Here is a 21,422-nt window from a genome sequence, read left to right on the forward strand (position 1 = left end):
AATTATGGCTGTTCAGCAGAACAAAAAATCCCGCTCTGCCCGTGACATGCGCCGTTCGCACGACGCTCTCGAGGCTAGCACCCTGTCTGTAGAAAAAACCACCGGTGAAGTTCACCTGCGTCACCACGTATCGCCAGAAGGCGTATACCGTGGCCGTAAAGTGATCGACAAGGGCGCTGACGAGTAATCACTTGTCCGCTCAAGTCATCGCGGTTGACGCAATGGGCGGGGACTTCGGTCCCCGCAGCATTGTCCAGGCCAGTATTGCTTGTCTGTCTGCTACGCCCTCGCTACACCTGACCCTCGTCGGTCAACCCTCCCTACTTGAAGAATTGATCGCTGGCCATTCGGCTGTGGATCGCGCGCGCCTGTCGATTGCTCCGGCGAGTGAAGTCATCACCATGGACGAAAAACCCGCCCAGGCCTTGCGTGGCAAGCCGGACTCATCGATGCGCGTGGCCCTTGAGCTGCTGCGCGACGGCAAGGTCCAGGCCTGTGTCAGTGCCGGCAATACCGGTGCGCTGATGGCGTTGTCGCGGTTCGTACTCAAAACCCTGCCGGGCATTGACCGCCCAGCCATGGTGGCGGCGATTCCGACTCAGAAGGGCTATTGCCAATTGCTCGACCTGGGTGCCAACGTCGATTGCAGTGCCGAGCATCTGTTGCAGTTTGCGGTCATGGGCTCGGTTGCGGCCGAGACCCTGGGCATAGCCCGGCCACGGGTAGCGCTGCTGAACATCGGTACTGAAGACATCAAGGGTAATCAGCAGGTCAAACTGGCAGCGACGTTGTTGCAAGCTGCCCGAGGTATCAACTACATCGGCTTCATCGAAGGTGATGGTTTGTATCGCGGTGAGGCGGACGTGGTGGTCTGCGATGGCTTCGTCGGTAATATCCTGCTCAAGTCCAGCGAAGGTCTCGCGACCATGATTGCCACGCGTATCGAAGCCTTGTTCAAGAAGAGCCTCGCTTCCCGCGCTGTCGGTGCCTTGGCGCTGCCTTTGATGAAACGCTTGCAGGCTGATCTGGCGCCGGCGCGACATAATGGCGCAAGCTTCCTCGGCTTGCAGGGCATCGTGGTGAAAAGTCACGGTTCGGCCGGAGTTCAGGGCTTCCAGAGTGCAATTCAGCGCGCATTGATAGAGATTCAGGAGAACTTGCCTGAGCGCCTCCACGGCCGTCTGGAGGATTTGTTGTCTTAGGCGTTTTCGTCGGACAATGCTTAAATGTGACTGCCCGGTTCAAAGGGCCATCCAACTGTCAGTTTCTTGCGTCCCCAAGCGGGGCGTCATTCTCCGACGACAAGATCATTAGGGGCTTGTTACATGTCTGCTTCCCTCGCATTCGTCTTTCCAGGACAGGGTTCGCAGTCCCTCGGCATGCTGGCCGAGCTGGGCGCACAACATCCGCTGATCCTCGAAACATTCAAAGAAGCTTCCGAAGCACTGGGTTACGACCTGTGGGCGCTGACCCAGCAAGGGCCGGAAGAGCAACTCAATCAAACCGATAAAACCCAGCCGGCCATTCTGACCGCTTCGATCGCCCTGTGGCGTTTGTGGCTGGCGGAAGGTGGTGCGCGTCCGGCTTTCGTTGCCGGGCACAGCCTGGGTGAATACAGCGCGCTGGTTGCTGCCGGTAGCCTGACGCTGGCAGACGCGGTGAAGCTCGTTGAGCGCCGCGGTCAACTGATGCAAGAAGCGGTTCCGGCCGGGCAGGGTGGCATGGCTGCCATCCTCGGTCTGGAAGATACTGATGTGCTGGCTGCCTGTGCCGAAGCGGCGCAGGGCGAAGTGGTCAGCGCCGTTAACTTCAACTCCCCGGGTCAGGTGGTGATTGCCGGCGCCAAGGCTGCCGTTGATCGTGCCATCGAAGGCTGCAAGGCCCGTGGTGCCAAGCGCGCCATGCCGCTGCCGGTGAGCGTGCCGTCGCACTGTGAGCTGATGCGTCCGGCTGCCGAGCGTTTCGCCGAATCGATCGCGGCAATCGACTGGCAGGCTCCACAGATTCCTGTGGTCCAGAACGTCAGTGCCGAAGTGCCGGCCGATCTGGAAACCCTCAAGCGCGATCTGCTCGAGCAGCTGTACAAGCCAGTACGCTGGGTCGAATCCGTACAGGCGCTGGCAGCCAAGGGCGCGACCAATCTGGTCGAGTGTGGTCCGGGCAAAGTGCTGGCGGGTCTGAACAAGCGTTGCGCCGAAGGCGTGTCGACATCCAACCTCAATACCCCAGACGCTTTCGCTGCCGCCCGCGCAGCGTTGGCCTGAACTCAGGAGAAGCTTGCATGAGTCTGCAAGGTAAAGTTGCACTGGTCACCGGCGCGAGCCGTGGCATTGGCCAGGCCATCGCTCTGGAACTGGGTCGTCAGGGCGCCATTGTTGTTGGCACCGCGACCTCCGCTTCAGGTGCCGAGCGTATTGCCGCCACCCTGAAGGAAAATGGTATTCAGGGCACTGGCCTGGAACTCAATGTCACCAGCGACGAGTCCGTGGCGGCGGTCCTGGCGAGCATTCAGGAGCAGTTCGGTGCGCCAGCGATTCTGGTCAACAATGCCGGCATCACCCGCGATAATCTGATGATGCGCATGAAAGACGACGAGTGGCATGACGTTGTGGATACCAATCTGAACAGTCTGTTCCGCCTGTCCAAGGGCGTTTTGCGTGGCATGACCAAAGCCCGTTGGGGCCGAATTATCAGTATTGGTTCGGTTGTGGGTGCCATGGGCAACGCAGGCCAAGTAAACTACGCTGCCGCCAAGGCCGGCCTGGAAGGTTTCAGCCGTGCACTGGCGCGTGAAGTCGGTTCGCGTTCGATTACGGTAAACTCGGTGGCCCCTGGGTTCATCGATACCGATATGACCCGTGAACTGCCCGAGGCGCAGCGTGAAGCCTTGCAGACGCAGATTCCGCTGGGTCGTCTGGGGCAAGCTCAAGAGATCGCGTCCGTGGTCGCTTTTCTTGCGTCGGACGGTGCGGCTTACGTTACCGGAGCTACAATCCCGGTGAACGGCGGGATGTACATGTAATTCAAATGTGACGGATTGCTTCAAAAAAATGTCATACGAGCTGTCTAAAATCCGTTATAAAGCTGCAATCTATTTTATAGGCAAAGGGTCACCGGGTTTGAGGAGTGAAGCTTTCAGTTGAAAAGCTGAAAAGCCTTTCTATACACTTACCCACTGGCCAGCTGCCTGAATTTGTCCATTAGGAGTGAAAACAAGGTATGAGCACCATCGAAGAGCGCGTCAAGAAAATCGTTGCTGAGCAACTGGGCGTTAAAGAAGAAGAAGTGGTCAACACTGCTTCCTTCGTAGAAGACCTGGGTGCCGACTCCCTTGACACCGTTGAGCTGGTGATGGCTCTGGAAGAGGAATTCGAGACCGAAATCCCTGACGAAGAAGCCGAGAAGATCACTACTGTACAAGCTGCAATCGACTACGTTACTAGCCACCAGGCGTAATAGTTTGTAATCGTTGCTCGCTGTCATGGAAAAACCGCACTGCCATCATGGCGTGCGGTTTTTTCTTTAGGCCTGATGCAAAGTCGTCATTTGAAAAAGGAGAGTGCTGTGTCGCGTAGACGCGTCGTAGTCACCGGTATGGGTATGTTGTCGCCACTGGGCACGGATGTGCCGAGCAGCTGGCAGGGCATTCTGGCTGGCCGCAGTGGCATTGGTCTGATCGAACACACCGACCTTTCTGCCTATTCCACCCGTTTTGGCGGCTCGGTAAAGGGCTTCAATGTCGAGGAATACCTGTCGCTCAAGGAAGCCCGCAAGCTCGACCTGTTCATTCAGTACGGCCTGGCCGCAGGTTTTCAGGCGGTACGCAACGCAGGTCTGGAAGTTACTGATGCCAACCGTGAGCGTATCGGCGTGGCCATGGGCTCGGGTATTGGCGGTCTGACCAATATCGAAGAAACCGCCCGCACGCTGCACGAGACCGGCCCACGACGGATTTCCCCGTTCTTCGTGCCAGGCTCGATCATCAATATGATTTCCGGTTTCCTGTCGATCCATCTGGGGGCACAGGGACCTAACTACGCCATCGCCACGGCCTGTACCACCGGTACCCACTGCATTGGCATGGCGGCCCGCAACATCATGTACGACGAAGCCGACGTGATGATTGCCGGCGGCGCCGAGATGGCGGCCTGCGGTCTGGGCATGGGCGGCTTCGGTGCCTCCCGCGCGCTGTCGACCCGCAACGACGAGCCGACCCGTGCCAGTCGTCCATGGGACAAGGGTCGCGATGGCTTCGTATTGTCCAATGGCGCCGGTGCGCTGGTGCTGGAAGAGCTCGAGCACGCCAAGGCGCGTGGCGCGACCATCTATGCCGAGCTGATCGGCTTCGGCACCAGTGGCGACGCTTACCACATGACGTCGCCGCCAGCCGATGGCGCGGGTGCTGCGCGCTGCATTACCAATGCGCTGCGCGATGCCAGAATCAATGGCGATCAAGTGCAGTACATCAACGCCCACGGCACCTCGACTCCCGCAGGCGACCTGGCTGAAGTCAATGCGATCAAGTCGGTGTTCGGCGAGCACGCCTACAAGCTGGCCGTCAGTTCCACCAAGTCCATGACCGGTCACCTGCTGGGTGCGGCGGGCGCGGTCGAGGCGATCTTCAGTGTGCTGGCAATCAACAGCCAGGTAGCGCCGCCGACCATCAACCTCGATGAGCCGGACGAAGGCTGCGACCTCGATTTCGTGCCGCACACGGCGCGCAACATGGATATCGATGTGGTCGTTTCCAACTCCTTCGGTTTTGGCGGCACCAACGGCTCGCTGGTGTTCCGCCGGTTCGCAGGCTGATGGACAGCTGGGTCGACGGTCAGCCGGCTGACGCTTTGTCGCTGAAGGATCGCGGCCTGGCTTATGGCGATGGTCTGTTCGAGACCATCGCCGTGCGCAACGGGCAGCCAGTGTTGCTGGACCGGCATCTGTCGCGTCTGACGGAAGGCTGTTCGCGTTTGGCAATAACAGCCGAGCATGAGCTGATCCGCAGCGAATTGCTGGCCTACGCCGCAGCACTGGGTGATGGGGTGCTCAAGCTGATCCTCACCCGTGGCGACGGTCTGCGCGGTTACGCCCCCGATCCTTCGGCTCAGGCCCGACGCATTCTGCAAGGCAATCCACCTGCGGCTTACCCTGCCGCGCATGGTGAGCAGGGTGTTCGTTTGTTCCCTTGCGCCACGCGATTGTCCAGGCAGCCATTACTGGCCGGCCTCAAGCACCTGAATCGTCTTGAACAAGTCCTCGCCCGCGCGGAATGGCAGGACACCGAGCATGCCGAAGGCTTGATGCTCGATCAGGCCGGGCGCGTGATTGAAGGTGTGTTCAGCAATCTGTTCCTGGTGCGTGATGGCGTGCTCATCACTGCTGACCTCAAGCGCTGCGGCGTGGCAGGCGTGATGCGCGCCGAAATATTGTTTCAGGCCAAGTCGCTGGGAATCCCCACGCAAATCACCGATATCCCCCTCGAACAGCTGCAATGGGCTGACGAAGTCTTTGTCTGCAACAGCGTGTATGGTATCTGGCCGGTGCGCGCCTATGCTGCTCTTCACTGGCCGGTTGGGCCGCTCACCCGTAAACTTCAAACCATTGCCCGTGTGCTACTGGATGCTTGATACGTGAGACGTAAACTCTTGCTGCTGCTGGAAACTGGAGTGGTTCTGGCGGGGCTGCTGATGGGTGCTTCAGCCTGGAAAATTCATTCGGCGCTGGTACAGCCGCTGAACATTGCCCAGGAACAATTGCTGAATGTGCCCAAGGGCACCACGCCGACCCGCACCTTCTATCGACTCGAAGCCAATGGCGTCATCAAGGACGCATTCTGGCTGCGCGTGTATTGGCGCTTCAATCTCGCCAAACAACCCCTGCACAGCGGCGAATATCGCATGCAACCGGGCATGACCGTCGAAGGCCTGATCGACCTGTGGAAACGCGGGGAAATGGTTCAGTACAGCCTGACCCTGGTCGAAGGCTGGAATTTTCGCCAGGTCCGCGCAGCGCTGGCCAAGGAAGAGAAGCTCGACCATAGCCTCAACGGTTTGAGCGATAGCCAGGTCATGGACAAGCTTGGCCACACCGGAATTTTTCCGGAAGGGCGCTTCTTCCCTGACACCTATCGTTACGTGCGCGGCATGTCCGACATCGAGCTGCTGAAAACCGCTTACGACCGCCTCGACGAAGTGCTCGCCAAGGAATGGGAGCAGCGTGCCGCGGATGCGCCGTACACTGAACCCTATCAAGCGCTGATCATGGCCTCGCTGGTCGAGAAGGAAACCGGCGTACCCCAGGAGCGCGGGCAGATTGCCGGCGTGTTTGTACGGCGCATGGCAATAGGCATGTTGTTGCAGACCGATCCGACGGTGATCTACGGCCTCGGCGAGCGCTACAGCGGCAAACTGACCCGGGCTCACCTCAAGGAAGCGACGCCCTATAACACCTACATGAATGCAGGCCTGCCGCCGACGCCGATTTCGATGGTCGGTCGCGAAGCCATCCATGCGGCACTCAATCCGGTGGAGGGCAGCAGCCTTTACTTCGTGGCGCGCGGTGATGGCACGCACGTGTTCTCCGATGACCTGGATGCCCACAACAATGCCGTGAAGGAGTTCCAGCTCAAGCGTCGCGCCGATTACCGTTCGAGCCCGGCGCCAGCTACCGCACCCGAGACGCCGCCAACCGGAACTGAACAAACCGGTACGCAGGAGGCCAAGGCTTCGCAGGAGCTGGCGCAGACTCCGGCCGCTTCACCGAGCACGGCTCCCGAGGCGCAGCCGCAAGATCCTGCACCGCCCCCTGAAACGCCGGAGCCCGATGCAAGCGCACCGAAAAGCCCGCAATGACTCTGACTAAGGACTGCCTGTGACTGGCTTGTTTATTACTCTGGAAGGCCCGGAAGGCGCCGGCAAGAGCACCAATCGCGAATACCTGGCCGAGCGCTTGCGCGCTGCCGGCATCGAGGTGGTGCTGACCCGCGAGCCGGGCGGCACGCCGTTGGCCGAGCGCATCCGTGAGGTTCTGTTGGCTCCCGTCGACGAAGTCATGAACCCGGATACCGAGTTGCTGTTGGTGTTCGCCGCGCGTGCCCAGCACCTGGCTGAAGTGATTCGCCCGGCGCTGGCCCGTGGTGCCGTGGTCTTGTGTGATCGTTTTACCGATTCGACATACGCCTACCAGGGCGGTGGTCGCGGCTTGTCGCTGGAGCGCATCGCGACTCTGGAAACCTTCGTTCAAGGCGATCTGCGCCCGGACCTCACGCTGATTTTCGATCTACCTGTCGAGGTGGGTCTGGCCCGCGCCAGCGCTCGCGGTCGTCTGGATCGCTTCGAGCTCGAAGGCCGGGCCTTTTTCGATGCCGTGCGCAATGCCTTCCTCAAGCGGGCCGAGGCGGATCCGGCGCGTTATATGCTGGTCGATGCTGCCCAACCCTTGGTGCAGGTTCAGCAATCGCTAGATGCCTTGTTGCCGCGCCTGCTGGAGTTGAGCCGTGGCTGAGGCCTATCCGTGGCAGGAAACCCTTTGGCAGCACCTGGCGGGTCGCGCCCAGCATGCGCACGCCTACCTGCTGCATGGCCCGACCGGAATCGGCAAGCGGGCACTGGCCGAGCGCCTGATGGCCAGCTTGCTGTGCCAGCGTCCGATCGCGCTGGATGCCTGCGGCGAATGCAAATCCTGCCTGCTGCTCAAGGCTGGCAGCCACCCGGATAACTACATCCTGGAGCCGGAAGAAGCCGACAAGGCGATCAAGGTCGATCAGGTTCGCGATCTGGTCAGCTTCGTGGTGCAGACCGCGCAGTTGGGCGGGCGCAAGGTGGTGCTGATCGAGCCGGTCGAGTCGATGAACATCAACGCCTCCAACGCCTTGCTCAAGAGCCTTGAAGAACCGTCCGGCGATACGGTTCTGTTGCTGGTCAGTCACCAGCCGAGCCGCTTGTTGCCAACCATCAAGAGTCGTTGCGTTCAACAGGCCTGTCCGCTGCCGGGCGAGGCCATGAGCTTGAAGTGGCTGGCTCAGGCGTTGCCTGAGTGTTCCGAAGAAGAGCGCGTCGAACTGCTGACGCTGGCTGCCGGTTCGCCACTGGCGGCGGTCAATCTTCAGGCCCAGGGCGTGCGTGAACAGCGCACGCAAGTGGTCGAAGGGGTGAAAAAACTCCTCAAGCAACAGCAGTCGCCGACGCAACTGGCCGAAGAATGGAAGAACATTCCGATGTTGCGCCTGTTCGATTGGTTCTGCGATTGGTCGAGCCTGATCCTGCGTTATCAGTTGACCCAGGACGAAGCCGGCCTCGGCCTGGCCGACATGCGCAAAGTCGTGCAATACCTGGCGCAGAAAAGCGCCCAGGGCAAAGTCCTCGATATTCAGGACTGGATCCTCGCCCAGCGCCAGAAAGTCTTGAGCAAGGCCAACCTCAATCCGGCCTTGCTGCTGGAGGCATTGCTGGTGCAATGGGCGTCGTTGCCTGCCCAAAGATGACTGCCTGCGCCTAGACTCTGAATATCAGAATACCCGACCGTCCCACCCATTCGATGTAAGTTGCAGCCCCCTATGCTCGTAGATTCCCATTGTCACCTCGATCGCCTTGACCTGGCCGCCCACGACGGCTCCCTGGATGCTGCCCTGGAGGCTGCCCGGCAACGCGGGGTAGGGCACTTTCTGTGTATTGGTGTCAGCGCGGACAACGCGGCCGACGTCAAGGCCCTGGCCGAACGCTATGACGACGTCGACTGCTCGGTGGGCGTACACCCTCTGGATGTGCAGCCGGGTGCCGCGCCAGCGCTGGACTGGCTGTTGCAGGAGCTCAATCACCCGCGTGTGGTCGCCATCGGCGAAACCGGCCTCGATTACCATTACGAGCCGGAAGCGGCGCAGTTGCAGCAGGAATCCTTTCGCCTGCACCTGCAAGCGGCGCAGCAGACCGGCAAGCCGGTGATCATCCACACCCGTGGCGCCCGCACCGATACCCTGGACTTGCTGCGTGAGGCGGCGCTGCCCCAGGCGGGCGTATTGCATTGCTTTACCGAAGACTGGGAAATGGCGAAGGCCGCGCTGGACATGGGCTATTACATTTCCCTGTCCGGGATTGTCACTTTCCGCAATGCCGATGCGTTGCGCGATGTGGCCAGCAAGGTGCCGGCCGACCGATTGCTGGTAGAAACCGACTCGCCATACCTGGCACCGATTCCCCATCGAGGTAAGCCAAACCTGCCGCAGTACGTGCGTGAAGTAGCGGAATTTCTGGCAATGTTGCGCGGTGAATCCTACGAGCGGTTTGCCGAGCAGACCACTGAGAACTTCAAGCGGTTGTTTCCGTTGGCGCATGTGAAATCAGCTTAGGGTTCGAAGCCGCTTTCGCAAGCAGGCTCGCTCCCACAAGGTTAAATCGCAGGCAAAAAAAACCCGGGTTCTGGGGGGTGAATCCGGGTTAAGACCATTAGGAGTAAAACAATGGCACGCGGTCCGTTGGTACCAATATCAGCGTGACACTTGGGGGAGATGCCCCGCCGACAGTTCAAGTATTGATCAGGATTGCGCCTAGTCCAGTTTGGTGGCACGGGTTTTTAAACAAATTTGGAATACGTGCGCTTCGGAAGAGTTCTCATCAAGCTGTAAGCGTGCGCGGAATGACCAGAAAGCGCAGATATGGTCGGATGATCCGTGCATTTTTGCGCAAGTTAGGCATAATACGCGGCTTCGAATTTTGACCCCGACAGACCTTTTCTTATGCATAAAGAACCTCGTAAGGTCCGTGAGTTTCGTCGCCGCGAGCAGGAAATTCTCGATACCGCGCTCAAGCTGTTCCTCGAACAAGGTGAAGACAGTGTCACCGTCGAGATGATTGCTGATGCCGTCGGTATCGGCAAAGGCACGATCTACAAGCACTTCAAATCCAAGGCGGAAATCTATCTGCGCCTGATGCTCGACTACGAGCGCGATTTGAACGCATTGCTGCATTCGGCCGATGTCGACAAGGACAAGGAAGCCCTGTCCCGTGCGTACTTCGAATTCCGCATGCGCGATCCTCAACGCTATCGCCTGTTCGACCGCCTCGAAGAGAAAGTGGTCAAGGGCAACCAGGTGCCGGAGATGATCGAGGAACTGCACAAGATCCGTGCCTCGAACTTCGACCGCCTGACTCTGCTGATCAAGGGCCGGATCAGCGAAGGCAAGCTTGAAGACGTGCCACCTTACTTCCATTACTGCGCGTCCTGGGCGCTGGTGCACGGTGCCGTCGCGCTGTATCACTCGCCGTTCTGGAGCAACGTGCTGGAAGACCAGGAGGGTTTCTTCCAGTTCCTCATGGACATCGGCGTGCGCATGGGCAACAAGCGCAAGCGCGACACCGACACGCCGAGCAGCTGAGCCATTCAGTTGCCTTATTGCGCCATGATTTCGCTACTTGGCGCGGTACCGCAGGAATATACTCAGGTAGAGGACTTGCTAAAACTTGATTTCTGAGTCAAGTTTTAGCGGCCCGATATTCTTCCGCCGGAGTGACCATGATCGTTGACCGTCAAGGCAGGCGTTTTCGCAACTTGCGAATCAGTCTGACCTCCGCCTGCAATTACGCCTGTACCTACTGCGTGCCCAACGGCAAGCGGCTGGTGGCTGCGCAGGATGAATTGTCGGCCGACGCCATGGCGCGCGGTGTGGCTTATCTGATTGAGGCGGCGGGGATCGAGCGTCTGCGCATTACCGGCGGCGAACCGCTGGTCAGCCCGAAACTCGAGGCGTTCATGACGGCAGTCGGGAAGATGGGCCTGGAAGACATCAGCCTGACCACCAATGGTCAGTTGCTGGCGAAGAAACTGCCGCTGCTGGTGGACGCCGGCATCCGGCGCCTCAACGTCTCTCTCGATACCCTCGACGCCAGTGCATTCCGTGGCATTGCCCGGGGCGGCGACCTGGCCACTGTGCTCAATGGCATGAGCGAGGCCAGTGCGGCCGGCATGAAGATCAAGGTCAACATGGTGCCGCTGCGCGGGCAGAACCTCGATCAAGTGATGCCGTTGCTCGACTACTGTCTGGAGCGCGGTTATGAGCTGCGCTTCATCGAGCTGATGCGCATGGGCCACCTGGCCAATGATTCCAATGCCTTTGTGCAACAGTTCGTCAGCCTCCAGCAACTGCTGAGCCTGATCGGCGAGCGCTACGAATACCTGCAGGCCGATGCCCCGATCGATGCGACGGCCGTTCGCTATGAAATTCCCGGCCAGGGTTATTTTGGCGTGATCGCTAACGAAAGTGTGCCTTTCTGCCGTACCTGCTCGCGACTGCGTCTGTCCTCTACCGGGTGGCTGCATGGCTGCCTGTCGTCGAGCAATCGCCATTACATCGGCGACCTGATGGACAAGCCCCGTCACCAGGCGCTGCCGGCCTTGCAACGCCTTCTGGTGAAGGCCTTGGGCGACAAGCAGGAAGTGGCGTTCTCTGGTGGAGCGACTGTCATGAAGATTATCGGCGGTTGAACCGGACTTTGTACCCGGGTGCTTTTGTGGCGAGGGAGCTTGCTCCCGCTGGGTTGCGAAGCAACCCCAAACCATTCCCAAGTTAAAACAGACATATCGCATTCAGCAGTTTTACGACTGCTGCGCAGCCGAGCGGGAGCAAGCTCCCTCGCCACACATCATCATTCTCAATCCCGATGTCTGAACGGGCTCAAGGACTGGCGCGGAAGCTGCATCCTGCGACCATTCGCCGGTTTTCCGACACTGGCCTCTGGAGGATAGGATGCGTAGCCTGGTTTTGCTGCTGGCCGTTTTGGCGCTTGGTGGCTGCATGAGCGTCAGCGATATGGCCGAAGGGACTCGATACCATATGAGCGATGCGGGGTTGCTCGATCACAGCGACAGCCGTCGCGTAAACAACCTGCGCATTCAGCCGGACTCATTCGTCTACATCGCCCAGGGCGCTTTCTTGCCGCCGGGCAGCGCCCTTTACCCACGGCCCAACGTGATTGCCGAAGTCGCGTTCGATGGCTTCGTCGAATACTTCCCGATGGTCCGTCGTGCCCGCACACCGGAAGGCCTCGACCAGGCCATGGGCGAAGCCCGTGCCGCCGGTGCGCACTATCTGCTCTACACCCGATTTGCCAAGTCTGACGACCGTATCGGCAACTCTGACGAGTGGCTGGATCAGGAAGCGCTGGACCGCCTCGGCATCGACAGCGGTATGATTCAGATCATGTTGATCGAGACCAGCACCCAGTATTTGATTGATACTGCAACCATCAAGAGTCGTGGCGGTTTACTGACGTTCCACGATAAAAAACCCGAAGACCTGATGGGCCCGCCGCTGGAACAATATGCGCGCAGCCTGCTGGGGCTCAGCGACCAGTAATGCCAAGGAGAACGCCATGAGTGGCCCGCAAAAAGCCAACGACCTGCTGGGGCAAATCCCCAAGACCAAAGGCTTGCCGCCGGTGCACCTGTGGAATCCCGATTTCTGCGGCGACATCGACATGCGCATCGCCCGGGACGGCACCTGGTATTACCTGGGCACGCCGATCGGGCGCAAGCCGATGGTCAAATTGTTCTCCACCATCATTCGCCGAGATGGCGATGATTATTTCCTGATCACGCCGGTCGAAAAAGTCGGCATCAAGGTCGACGATGCGCCGTTCGTGGCGATTGCGGTGGACGTGGAAGGCGAGGGCGAGGCGCAGGTGTTGCGCTTTACCACCAACGTCGATGAAACCACCGAGGCCGGTGCCGGGCACCCGATGCGGGTGGTCATCGACGCGGTAACGCAGGAGCCAGCGCCTTACGTGCATGTGCGCAGCAATCTTGAAGCATTGATTCACCGCAATGTGTTCTATCAACTCGTGGAGCTGGCGGTGAGTCGCGAAATCGACGGCCAGCGCTGGCTCGGTGTCTGGAGTGGCGGCGAGTTTTTCCCCATCGGTCTCGAACCCTGAAAAGATCTCAGCCTGCGGCAGCTCCTACAGGAGTCCACATTCCCCTGTAGGAGCTGCCGCAGGCTGCGATCTTTTTTAATTGACATCCAATCGTATGATGATTAGCGTGGACTTCCATTGCGAACGGCTTTGAGGTGTCCATGTCCAGCAGCTTTCACACGTCGACGGTTGACTGGCTGGGATGCTGGCTTGCCACGGGGCAGGTCAAGCCGGGTGAGTCGCTCAAGGTCGAAGCCGATCTCGGCGAACAACTTGGCGTGAGCCGCACGGTCATCCGCGAAGCGATCAAGACCCTGGTTGCCAAAGGCATGCTCGAGGTCGGTCCGAAAGTCGGCACGCGGGTGTTGCCGGTGCGGCGCTGGAACCTCTTCGATCCCCAAGTCGTCGGCTGGTTGTCGCGCAGCGGCTTGCCGGAAAACTTCGTCGACGATCTGCTCGACCTGCGCCGCACCATCGAGCCGATGGCCGTGCGCTGGGCTTGCGAGCGCGCAACGGGCGAGCAGGTGGACGCTATCCTGATGGCCTGCAACGCGCTGGAGCGGGCGGTGGACAGCGGCATTGACTACAACCGTGCCGACCAGTTCTTTCACGAGTGCATCCTCGCTGCCAGCCACAATCAATTCATCGAACAAATGGTTCCCGCCCTCGGCGCATTACTGGCGGTGGCCTTCGAAGTGTCCGCCGCCGACCCGGATGAACTGCGTCGTACGTTGCCGATTCACCGGGACCTGGCCGACGCCATCGCGGCCCGTGATACCGCCCGAGGTGTCTGGGCCTGCATGACCCTGATCGATAACGCTGCCCTGGCGATCAAGCGTTACTACCCGCAAGTCATGGCCGATAGAAAAGCGAGCTGACAGCTAGCTCCTACACCATAAAAACAAGAACAATGCAGGAGGTTTCATGACGTTGACGGCGGTTACCGGGCATCGGGCGAAACTGGGCGAGGGCCCGTTCTGGGATGCGCCGACCCAGGCCCTGTATTGGGTGGATATTGCCGGTAAACAGGCGTTGCGGCTGATCGGCGCCAATGTGCAGATCTGGCAGATGCCGGAGCATGTATCGGCGTTCATCCCCTGCGCCAGCGGCGACGCCCTGGTGACGCTGAGCAGTGGCGTGTATCGGCTGGACCTGGACTCACCCGGCCTGGACCCGCGCCTGACATTGTTCTGCGTCGCCGATCCGCAACCGGGCAACCGCCCCAACGAAGCCCGCTGCGATGCCCAGGGCCGGCTCTGGCTCGGCACCATGCAAAACAACATCGACGAGCGGGGTGAAGACTTGCCCGTCGAACGGCGCTCCGGTGGGTTGTTCCGCATTGATCGGGACGCTCGAGTCATGCGGCTGCTCCGAGGGCTGGGCATCCCCAATACGCTGTTGTGGAGCGATGACGGCACCCGCGTTTATTTCGGTGACAGCCTCGATGGCACCTTGTACCGACATTTCATTCGCACCGACGGCAATCTCGAACCCGCGCAACCCTGGTTTGGCCCGCACAGACGCGGCGTCCCGGACGGTTCGGCGATGGATACCGAAGGTTTTATCTGGAATGCCCGTTGGGACGGCCACTGCCTGCTCAGGTTGAGCCCTGACGGCAAAGTCGATCGGATCATCGAACTGCCGATCAGCCGTCCCACCAGTTGCGTGTTCGGCGGTGCGGGCCTGAAAACCCTGTACATCACCAGCGCGGCAAGTCCGCTGGGCCATCCGTTGGACGGGGCTGTGTTGGCGATTGCAGTGGATGTGCCTGGAAAGAGTTGCACGCGTTTTGCTGGGTTGGTCCCATAATATGGGATGTAAATATATATATTGAGATTTTAAACGGGCTGGGTTTATAGTCAGCCTCACCAGTGACATGCACTCACACTTAAAAAAACAAAACAGGTGAAGTGATGCAGCGAAGTTCCCCCGTGCTCCCTTGCGGAGCCTGTGCCTCAGAACGTTTCCGGGCTGAAACGTTTTCGCACTCACCTGTTTCCTACCCAGCGCCTTTTGACCGGACATCGACAGATGCCCGGTTTTCGTCGTGATTTCGAACAGGAGTCCTGATCCATGGCTGAACCGTTGTCATTGCCACCGGTGCCCGAACCACCGAAGGGCGAACGCCTGAAAAACAAGGTCGTATTGCTGACCGGTGCCGCCCAGGGGATTGGCGAAGCGATTGTGGCGACCTTTGCGTCCCAGCAAGCCAGGCTGATCATCTGCGACATTCAGGCCGAGAAAGTCGAGAAGGTCGCGGCGCACTGGCGCGGTCAAGGCGCCGATGTGGTGGCGATCAAGGCCGACGTGTCGCGACAGCAGGATCTGCAGGCCATGGCCAGGCTGGCAATCGACCTGCACGGCCGGATCGATGTGCTGGTCAACTGCGCCGGGGTCAACGTGTTCCGTGATCCGCTGGAAATGACCGAGGAAGACTGGCGCCGCTGCTTTGCCATTGACCTGGACGGTGCCTGGTACGGCTGCAAGGCGGTGTTGCCGCAGATGATCGAGCAGGGCATCGGCAGCATCATCAACATCGCCTCCACCCATTCCTCCCACATCATTCCGGGCTGCTTCCCGTACCCGGTGGCCAAGCACGGCCTGCTCGGCCTGACCCGCGCGCTGGGCATCGAATATGCGTCCAGGGGCATCCGCGTCAATGCCATCGCACCGGGCTACATCGAAACCCAGATCAACATCGATTACTGGAACGGTTTCGCCGACCCCCACGCCGAACGCCAGCGCGCGTTTGACCTGCACCCGCCGCGCCGCATCGGGCAGCCGATCGAAGTGGCAATGACCGCGGTGTTCCTGGCCAGTGATGAAGCGCCGTTCATCAACGCCTCATGCATCACCATCGATGGTGGGCGCTCGGTGATGTACCACGACTGAGTGATCGGTTTTTTGGGCGCTTTACTACGTCTAAAATACAATCATCATATGATATGACTATTGGTGGTGCGGTTTTACCGGCCATTGGATTGCAAAGAACGCTCAAGAACAATAACAAGGAGTCTGCTTATGAATCGTCGTCATGCTATCCGTTCCCTGTGCTGTGCCGCTTTGGCGGTCTCGGCGGTCAGCCTGAGCAGCACGCTGCTGGCGGCCGAGGAAGTGAAAATCGGTTTCCTGGTCAAGCAAGCGGAGGAGCCCTGGTTCCAGACCGAATGGGCATTTGCCGAAAAGGCCGGGAAAGAGAAGGGTTTCACCCTGATCAAGATCGCCGTGCCGGACGGTGAGAAAACCCTCTCCGCAATCGACAGCCTCGCGGCCAATGGCGCCAAGGGGTTCGTGATCTGCCCGCCGGACGTGTCCCTCGGCCCGGCGATCATGGCCAAGGCCAAACTCAACGGGTTGAAGGTGATTGCCGTCGACGACCGTTTCGTCGATGCCAGCGGCAAATTCATGGAAGACGTGCCGTACCTCGGCATGGCCGCGTTCGAAGTCGGCCAGAAGCAGGGCAGTGCCATGGCCACTGAGGCGAAGAAACGCGGCTGGAACTGGAAAGACACCTATGCGGTGATCAACACCTACAACGAACTCGACACCGGCAAGAAGCGCACCGACGGCTCGGTCAAGGCCCTGGAAGATGCCGGCATGCCGAAGGATCACATCCTGTTCGCGGCCCTGAAAACCCTCGATGTGCCGGGCAGCATGGACGCCACCAACTCGGCCCTGGTGAAACTGCCGGGTGCGGCGAAGAACCTGATCATCGGCGGCATGAACGACAACACCGTACTCGGCGGCGTGCGTGCCACCGAGAGCGCCGGCTTCGCTGCGGCCAACGTGATCGGCATCGGCATCAACGGTACCGACGCCATCGGCGAGCTGAAGAAACCCGACAGCGGCTTCTACGGCTCGATGCTGCCGAGCCCGCACATCGAGGGCTACAACACCGCGAGCATGATGTACGAGTGGGTCACCACCGGCACTGAACCGGCGAAGTTCACGGCCATGGACGACGTGACACTGATCACCCGCGACAACTTCAAGCAGGAACTGGAAAAGATCGGCCTGTGGAACTGACGGCCGTTTGATTTCCGCGACGGTCTCGGCGACGGGGCTGCCTGATCGGTTTGAAGAGGTGGGTTATGCAGGTGCAAACAAATACACAACAACACAGCGGCAGCTTGCGCTTCAACGGGATCGGCAAGACCTTTCCCGGGGTGAAGGCGCTGGACAACATCAGCTTCACTGCCCATCCGGGTCAGGTTCATGCCTTGATGGGCGAGAACGGCGCCGGCAAGTCGACGCTGCTGAAAATCCTCGGCGGGGCCTACACGCCCAGCAGCGGTGCCTTGCAGATCGGTGAGCGGACGATGGACTTCAAGTCCACCGCCGACAGCATCGGCAGTGGCGTCGCGGTGATTCACCAAGAGCTGCATCTGGTGCCGGAAATGAGCGTGGCGGAGAACCTGTTTCTCGGGCATCTGCCAGCCAGTTTCGGCCTGATCAATCGCACTGCCCTGCGCCAAAAGGCTCTGGCCTGTCTCAAAGGCCTGGCCGATGAAATCGACCCGCAGGAGAAAGTCGGGCGTCTGTCCCTCGGTCAGCGACAGCTGGTGGAAATCGCCAAGGCGTTGTCCCGTGGTGCCCATGTGATTGCCTTCGACGAACCCACCAGCAGCCTTTCGGCGCGGGAGATCGAGCGCCTGATGGCGATCATCGGCCGGCTGCGGGACGAGGGCAAAGTGGTGCTCTACGTGTCCCATCGTATGGAAGAGGTGTTCCGCATCTGTGATGCAGTGACGGTGTTCAAGGACGGGCGATACGTGCGCACGTTCGACGACATGGACCAACTGACCCACGATCAACTGGTCACCTGCATGGTCGGGCGCGACATCCAGGACATCTACGATTACCGCCCCCGTCAACGCGGCGCGGTGGCACTCAAGGTCGACGGTTTGCTTGGGCCCGGGTTACGCGAGCCGGTGAGTTTCGAGGTACACAAAGGCGAAATCCTCGGTCTGTTCGGGTTGGTTGGCGCCGGTCGCACCGAGCTGCTGCGTCTGCTCAGCGGCCTGGCGCGCAACAGCGCCGGACGCCTGGAACTGCGTGGCCATGAACTGCAGCTGCGTTCACCCCGGGACGCCATTGCCGCTGGAATCCTGTTGTGCCCCGAGGACCGCAAGAAGGAGGGCATCCTGCCGCTGGCCAGCGTCGCCGAGAACATCAACATCAGCGCACGCGGCGCCCATTCCACCTTCGGCTGCCTGTTGCGCAGCCTGTGGGAAAAGGACAACGCCGACCGGCAGATCAAGGCGCTCAAGGTGAAAACGCCACACGCCGGGCAGCCGATCAAGTTTCTTTCCGGCGGTAATCAGCAGAAGGCCATTCTCGGCCGCTGGCTGTCGATGCCGATGAAGGTGCTGCTGCTTGACGAACCCACCCGCGGCATCGACATCGGTGCCAAGGCCGAGATCTACCAGATCATCCATAACCTGGCGAAGGAGGGGATCGCGGTGATCGTGGTGTCCAGTGACTTGATGGAAGTCATGGGCATTTCCGACCGTATCCTGGTGCTCTGTGAAGGCGCGCTGCGTGGCGAACTGAGCCGCGACCAGGCCAACGAATCCAACCTGCTGCAACTGGCTTTGCCGCGCCAACGCGCCGACGGCGTGGCGAACTGAGAGGTGACTATGATGACAACCCAAAACAATACCCTGCCGACCACGCGCAGACCGCTGGACCTGCGGCGCTTCCTCGATGACTGGGTGATGCTGCTGGCAGCCGTTGGCATCTTTGTCGCCTGCACCTTGCTGATCGACAACTTCCTTTCACCACTGAACATGCGCGGCCTGGGCCTGGCGATTTCCACCACCGGCATTGCTGCCTGCACCATGTTGTATTGCCTGGCGTCCGGGCATTTCGACTTGTCGGTGGGCTCGGTGATCGCCTGTGCCGGGGTGGTCGCAGCGGTGGTGATGCGCGACACCAACAGCGTGTTTCTCGGAGTCTGTGCGGCGCTGGTGATGGGGCTGATCGTCGGGCTGATCAACGGCATTGTCATCGCCAAACTACGGGTCAATGCGTTGATCACCACGTTGGCGACCATGCAGATCGTCCGTGGCCTGGCTTACATCTTTGCCAATGGCAAAGCGGTGGGTGTGTCCCAGGAATCGTTTTTCGTCTTCGGTAACGGCCAGATGTTCGGCGTACCGGTGCCGATCCTGATCACCATCGTCTGCTTCCTGTTTTTCGGCTGGCTGCTGAACTACACCACCTACGGGCGCAACACCATGGCGATTGGCGGCAACCAGGAAGCGGCGCTGCTGGCCGGGGTGAATGTCGACCGGACCAAGATCATCATCTTCGCCGTGCATGGCGTGATCGGTGCGCTGGCCGGGGTCATCCTGGCGTCGCGCATGACCTCGGGACAGCCGATGATCGGCCAGGGTTTCGAGCTGACGGTGATCTCGGCCTGCGTGCTGGGCGGGGTGTCGTTGAGTGGCGGGATCGGGATGATCCGGCACGTGATTGCCGGAGTGTTGATCCTGGCGATCATCGAGAATGCGATGAACCTGAAGAACATCGATACGTTTTATCAGTATGTGATTCGGGGTTCGATTTTGCTGCTGGCCGTCGTGATCGACCGTCTGAAGCAGCGCTGACACTCATTGCACCCACAGGGTTCTGCGCTCACACATCGTATTGTGGTCCGGCACAGATCCTGTGGGAGCAACTGTCTTCAGCATGCCATTTGTCAGCGCCTCGACCAATTCCGTTGTCCTCAAACCGGAAGTTATTGGCTGTCGCTGTCGTCGTCACCCGCGTCACCGCTAGTGGTCGAGCCAAGTCCGCCACTGCTGGGCGTTTTGCTGCCTGGCAAACTCATACCACGCTGACGCCCTGCATCATTGCCTTGAACCCGCGGGTCGGTGCCGGTGGACGGTGGCAGCTTGTGGTCGATCGTGGTGCCATCGGTGTTCATGCCGGGGGCACTCTGGATGGCCGGCGCCCTGGGCTTTTCCACCGGATTGGTCGGGCCGGTGCCCGAGCCAATGGCCCCGGCGAACGAGGCAGAGGACAGCAGGGTGGTGAGGGCAAGGGCGGTCAGCCTGGACAGGATCATGGTGTTGTCTCCAACGGGTAGAGTCCTTACCTGATTAGTCCCCCTATGCTCTCAAAGGGTGCCTGATGTGCGACGAACGGCTCAGGCCTGTTGCAGCGCCATGCCGGTGGTAGCCCGGCGCCAGATCAACCGGCCCACGGTGATCATCCAGTTGAGCGAAGCGACCGCCAGCACCGTGAGCAACAGCGTGGCCATGCCTTGCTCGACGATGATCTTCCCGGCCAGCAAGGGAAAGCCGAACACGCCGATGAAGTACGACAGGCTGAACAGCAGCAAGGATTGTGCGGTGGTGCCGTTCGGCGCTTCATTGGCGGCCAGGCCGTTGATCACCGAGTAGGTCAGGCCGTAACCGATCCCGAGCATCACCGCCGCCAGCACGTAGCTGAAGCTGCTGTCGACGACAAAACCGAACATCACGATCGATGCCAGCATCAGCCCCGAAAGCAGGCACGATGCACGCAATGGATCGCGCCTGACCACGAAACCGGCAACCAGCATGCGCCCGCTGATCGCTGCGCTCATGAAGCCGAGGAAGAACAGCGAATAGTCAAGCGAGCGCGCGGCGGCATAACTGGTTTGAAAGCTCGACAGACCGCCGAACACGCAGCCGCCGAGACCGACCATGATGATCGGGAAAACGGCCCTGGACGACAGCACCTGACCCGCTGCACGCCAGGAAATCCGCGACTCGCTGCTCGATTGCGCGGGCGCCGGTTGCAGCTGTCGATCCAGACGCCAGAACAGCAATACGCCGATCAGGCTGGCCAGCGCCGCCAGGTAAAACGCCGCGGTCACCGGATAGCCCAGCGCACTCGCCGCGCGGCCGAGCAACGGGCCGCTGCCGATCCCGGTCATCATGCTGCCCGACAGCAGGGCGAAGTACCTGGCACGCTGTGCGGGTGTCACAAGGCCCGCCACGATGATCGGCCCGAGGGTGTAGAACACGCCCCAGCCCAGGCCCAGCAGCAGCCCGAAAAACAACAGCAGATGGCCAAAGCCCGGGGTCAGGGCGAAGCCCAGGCTGGCCGCTACCAGCAATACACCGAACAGTGCCACCGATCGGGCGGCACCGAGCAAGTCGGACAAATGACCGGAAACAATCACCGCCGCAAAGGTGCTGAACATCGCCGCCGAAATCACACTTCCTGCGTCGTGTTCGTTACCGCCGCGAGAACCAATCAGCAGCGACAGCAAAAACGTCGAGCCGTAGGACAACGACAACAGGTAGCTGGCGAGGCAAAACAGGCCGAACAACTTGCTTGAGACAGGGGGTGTTGCGGTAGGCATGACGCGGTTCCTTGACCGGGTAAATGAGCGACGCCTCTATCTAACCACGCAGTACCCGAATGTCAGGTCCGAGTTTATCGATTCCAGGGTTAGTGCCGGCCGGAGTAAAGCATCTGCACTGTTGTGGCGATCCAGCTTTATGTGGCGAGGGAGATTGCTCCCGC

23 protein-coding genes are annotated in these 21,422 nt (G+C 60.2%); 21 read left to right on the plus strand and 2 right to left on the minus strand.

Features of this window, described 5'->3' with window-relative positions:
- The first annotated feature begins 4 nt into the window (after positions 1 to 4).
- The 21 genes from rpmF to araH all read left to right on the plus strand — a co-directional run bounded on the left by rpmF (position 5) and on the right by araH (position 19,510).
- Positions 5 to 187, plus strand: coding sequence for a 50S ribosomal protein L32 (gene rpmF, locus RS887_RS16595; RefSeq protein ID WP_003179396.1), 183 nt, complete (start codon positions 5 to 7; stop codon positions 185 to 187).
- A 4-nt stretch (positions 188 to 191) separates the two neighbouring features.
- On the plus strand, positions 192 to 1,202 hold the full coding sequence (plsX, locus tag RS887_RS16600; RefSeq protein ID WP_322616181.1) for a phosphate acyltransferase PlsX: 1,011 nt from the start codon (positions 192 to 194) through the stop codon (positions 1,200 to 1,202).
- A 123-nt stretch (positions 1,203 to 1,325) separates the two neighbouring features.
- On the plus strand, positions 1,326 to 2,264 hold the full coding sequence (gene fabD, locus RS887_RS16605; RefSeq protein ID WP_322616182.1) for an ACP S-malonyltransferase: 939 nt from the start codon (positions 1,326 to 1,328) through the stop codon (positions 2,262 to 2,264).
- Positions 2,265 to 2,281: 17 nt separating this feature from the next.
- A complete protein-coding gene (gene fabG, locus RS887_RS16610; RefSeq protein WP_007997043.1) occupies positions 2,282 to 3,022 on the plus strand; it encodes a 3-oxoacyl-ACP reductase FabG in 741 nt (246 codons plus the stop codon).
- Between the two features lie 197 nt (positions 3,023 to 3,219).
- Entirely contained in the window at positions 3,220 to 3,456 is a 237-nt protein-coding gene (gene acpP, locus RS887_RS16615) for an acyl carrier protein (protein ID WP_003175607.1), read from the plus strand.
- Between the two features lie 108 nt (positions 3,457 to 3,564).
- Positions 3,565 to 4,809: a beta-ketoacyl-ACP synthase II gene (gene fabF / locus RS887_RS16620; RefSeq protein WP_322616183.1), complete on the plus strand. Its 1,245-nt coding sequence runs from the start codon at positions 3,565 to 3,567 to the stop codon at positions 4,807 to 4,809.
- The gene (gene pabC / locus RS887_RS16625; RefSeq protein WP_322616184.1) at positions 4,809 to 5,624 is read left to right on the plus strand and encodes an aminodeoxychorismate lyase; all 816 of its coding nucleotides are present in this window, start codon (positions 4,809 to 4,811) and stop codon (positions 5,622 to 5,624) included. Before fabF ends, pabC begins: the two co-directional genes overlap by 1 nt.
- A gap of 3 nt (positions 5,625 to 5,627) precedes the next feature.
- Positions 5,628 to 6,848, plus strand: coding sequence for an endolytic transglycosylase MltG (gene mltG / locus RS887_RS16630; RefSeq protein ID WP_322616185.1), 1,221 nt, complete (start codon positions 5,628 to 5,630; stop codon positions 6,846 to 6,848).
- A 19-nt stretch (positions 6,849 to 6,867) separates the two neighbouring features.
- Entirely contained in the window at positions 6,868 to 7,500 is a 633-nt protein-coding gene (tmk, locus tag RS887_RS16635) for a dTMP kinase (RefSeq protein WP_322616186.1), read from the plus strand.
- Positions 7,493 to 8,479 carry a DNA polymerase III subunit delta' gene (locus tag RS887_RS16640; RefSeq protein ID WP_322616187.1) on the plus strand — a complete coding sequence of 329 codons (987 nt, stop codon included), beginning with the start codon at positions 7,493 to 7,495 and terminating at the stop codon, positions 8,477 to 8,479. Before tmk ends, RS887_RS16640 begins: the two co-directional genes overlap by 8 nt.
- A gap of 72 nt (positions 8,480 to 8,551) precedes the next feature.
- A complete protein-coding gene (locus tag RS887_RS16645) occupies positions 8,552 to 9,340 on the plus strand; it encodes a TatD family hydrolase (protein ID WP_322616188.1) in 789 nt (262 codons plus the stop codon).
- 387 nt (positions 9,341 to 9,727) lie between these two features.
- Positions 9,728 to 10,366, plus strand: coding sequence for a TetR/AcrR family transcriptional regulator (locus tag RS887_RS16650; protein ID WP_111281713.1), 639 nt, complete (start codon positions 9,728 to 9,730; stop codon positions 10,364 to 10,366).
- Positions 10,367 to 10,503: 137 nt separating this feature from the next.
- Entirely contained in the window at positions 10,504 to 11,472 is a 969-nt protein-coding gene (locus RS887_RS16655; protein ID WP_322616189.1) for a GTP 3',8-cyclase MoaA, read from the plus strand.
- Between the two features lie 262 nt (positions 11,473 to 11,734).
- Complete coding sequence (locus RS887_RS16660) at positions 11,735 to 12,343, plus strand: DUF4823 domain-containing protein (RefSeq protein WP_322616190.1); 609 nt, start codon at positions 11,735 to 11,737, stop codon at positions 12,341 to 12,343.
- Positions 12,344 to 12,359: 16 nt separating this feature from the next.
- Entirely contained in the window at positions 12,360 to 12,920 is a 561-nt protein-coding gene (locus tag RS887_RS16665) for a DUF1285 domain-containing protein (protein ID WP_322616191.1), read from the plus strand.
- A gap of 140 nt (positions 12,921 to 13,060) precedes the next feature.
- Positions 13,061 to 13,777 carry a FadR/GntR family transcriptional regulator gene (locus tag RS887_RS16670; protein ID WP_322616192.1) on the plus strand — a complete coding sequence of 239 codons (717 nt, stop codon included), beginning with the start codon at positions 13,061 to 13,063 and terminating at the stop codon, positions 13,775 to 13,777.
- 46 nt (positions 13,778 to 13,823) lie between these two features.
- Positions 13,824 to 14,708: an SMP-30/gluconolactonase/LRE family protein gene (locus tag RS887_RS16675; protein WP_322616193.1), complete on the plus strand. Its 885-nt coding sequence runs from the start codon at positions 13,824 to 13,826 to the stop codon at positions 14,706 to 14,708.
- 264 nt (positions 14,709 to 14,972) lie between these two features.
- Entirely contained in the window at positions 14,973 to 15,791 is an 819-nt protein-coding gene (locus RS887_RS16680; RefSeq protein ID WP_322616194.1) for an SDR family oxidoreductase, read from the plus strand.
- Between the two features lie 129 nt (positions 15,792 to 15,920).
- Positions 15,921 to 16,925, plus strand: a complete 1,005-nt coding sequence (locus tag RS887_RS16685) for a substrate-binding domain-containing protein (protein ID WP_322616195.1) — start codon at positions 15,921 to 15,923, stop codon at positions 16,923 to 16,925.
- 65 nt (positions 16,926 to 16,990) lie between these two features.
- Entirely contained in the window at positions 16,991 to 18,529 is a 1,539-nt protein-coding gene (araG, locus tag RS887_RS16690) for an L-arabinose ABC transporter ATP-binding protein AraG (RefSeq protein WP_322616196.1), read from the plus strand.
- Between the two features lie 12 nt (positions 18,530 to 18,541).
- The gene (gene araH, locus RS887_RS16695; protein WP_322616197.1) at positions 18,542 to 19,510 is read left to right on the plus strand and encodes an L-arabinose ABC transporter permease AraH; all 969 of its coding nucleotides are present in this window, start codon (positions 18,542 to 18,544) and stop codon (positions 19,508 to 19,510) included.
- 131 nt (positions 19,511 to 19,641) lie between these two features.
- Here araH and RS887_RS16700 read toward each other — a convergent pair whose 3' ends face one another.
- Positions 19,642 to 19,971, minus strand: a complete 330-nt coding sequence (locus RS887_RS16700) for a hypothetical protein (protein ID WP_322616198.1) — start codon at positions 19,969 to 19,971, stop codon at positions 19,642 to 19,644.
- A gap of 81 nt (positions 19,972 to 20,052) precedes the next feature.
- Entirely contained in the window at positions 20,053 to 21,258 is a 1,206-nt protein-coding gene (locus tag RS887_RS16705; protein WP_322616199.1) for an MFS transporter, read from the minus strand.
- Positions 21,259 to 21,422: the final 164 nt, after the last annotated feature.

It is taken from the genome of Pseudomonas sp. BIC9C, from assembly GCF_034541995.1.
GTDB lineage: Bacteria > Pseudomonadota > Gammaproteobacteria > Pseudomonadales > Pseudomonadaceae > Aquipseudomonas > Aquipseudomonas fluorescens_CC.

Bases quoted from the DNA above. Each gene is read 5' to 3' on its own strand.
- rpmF (WP_003179396.1), top strand. From the start codon at position 5: ATGGCTGTTCAGCAGAACAAAAAATCCCGCTCTGCCCGTGACATGCGC.
- fabD (WP_322616182.1), top strand. From the start codon at position 1,326: ATGTCTGCTTCCCTCGCATTCGTCTTTCCAGGACAGGGTTCGCAGTCC.
- fabG (WP_007997043.1), top strand. From the start codon at position 2,282: ATGAGTCTGCAAGGTAAAGTTGCACTGGTCACCGGCGCGAGCCGTGGC.
- acpP (WP_003175607.1), top strand. From the start codon at position 3,220: ATGAGCACCATCGAAGAGCGCGTCAAGAAAATCGTTGCTGAGCAACTG.
- pabC (WP_322616184.1), top strand. From the start codon at position 4,809: ATGGACAGCTGGGTCGACGGTCAGCCGGCTGACGCTTTGTCGCTGAAG.
- RS887_RS16645 (WP_322616188.1), top strand. From the start codon at position 8,552: ATGCTCGTAGATTCCCATTGTCACCTCGATCGCCTTGACCTGGCCGCC.
- RS887_RS16650 (WP_111281713.1), top strand. From the start codon at position 9,728: ATGCATAAAGAACCTCGTAAGGTCCGTGAGTTTCGTCGCCGCGAGCAG.
- RS887_RS16655 (WP_322616189.1), top strand. From the start codon at position 10,504: ATGATCGTTGACCGTCAAGGCAGGCGTTTTCGCAACTTGCGAATCAGT.
- RS887_RS16660 (WP_322616190.1), top strand. From the start codon at position 11,735: ATGCGTAGCCTGGTTTTGCTGCTGGCCGTTTTGGCGCTTGGTGGCTGC.
- RS887_RS16665 (WP_322616191.1), top strand. From the start codon at position 12,360: ATGAGTGGCCCGCAAAAAGCCAACGACCTGCTGGGGCAAATCCCCAAG.
- RS887_RS16670 (WP_322616192.1), top strand. From the start codon at position 13,061: ATGTCCAGCAGCTTTCACACGTCGACGGTTGACTGGCTGGGATGCTGG.
- RS887_RS16675 (WP_322616193.1), top strand. From the start codon at position 13,824: ATGACGTTGACGGCGGTTACCGGGCATCGGGCGAAACTGGGCGAGGGC.
- RS887_RS16680 (WP_322616194.1), top strand. From the start codon at position 14,973: ATGGCTGAACCGTTGTCATTGCCACCGGTGCCCGAACCACCGAAGGGC.
- RS887_RS16685 (WP_322616195.1), top strand. From the start codon at position 15,921: ATGAATCGTCGTCATGCTATCCGTTCCCTGTGCTGTGCCGCTTTGGCG.
- araG (WP_322616196.1), top strand. From the start codon at position 16,991: ATGCAGGTGCAAACAAATACACAACAACACAGCGGCAGCTTGCGCTTC.
- araH (WP_322616197.1), top strand. From the start codon at position 18,542: ATGACAACCCAAAACAATACCCTGCCGACCACGCGCAGACCGCTGGAC.
- RS887_RS16700 (WP_322616198.1), bottom strand. From the start codon at position 19,971: ATGATCCTGTCCAGGCTGACCGCCCTTGCCCTCACCACCCTGCTGTCC.
- RS887_RS16705 (WP_322616199.1), bottom strand. From the start codon at position 21,258: ATGCCTACCGCAACACCCCCTGTCTCAAGCAAGTTGTTCGGCCTGTTT.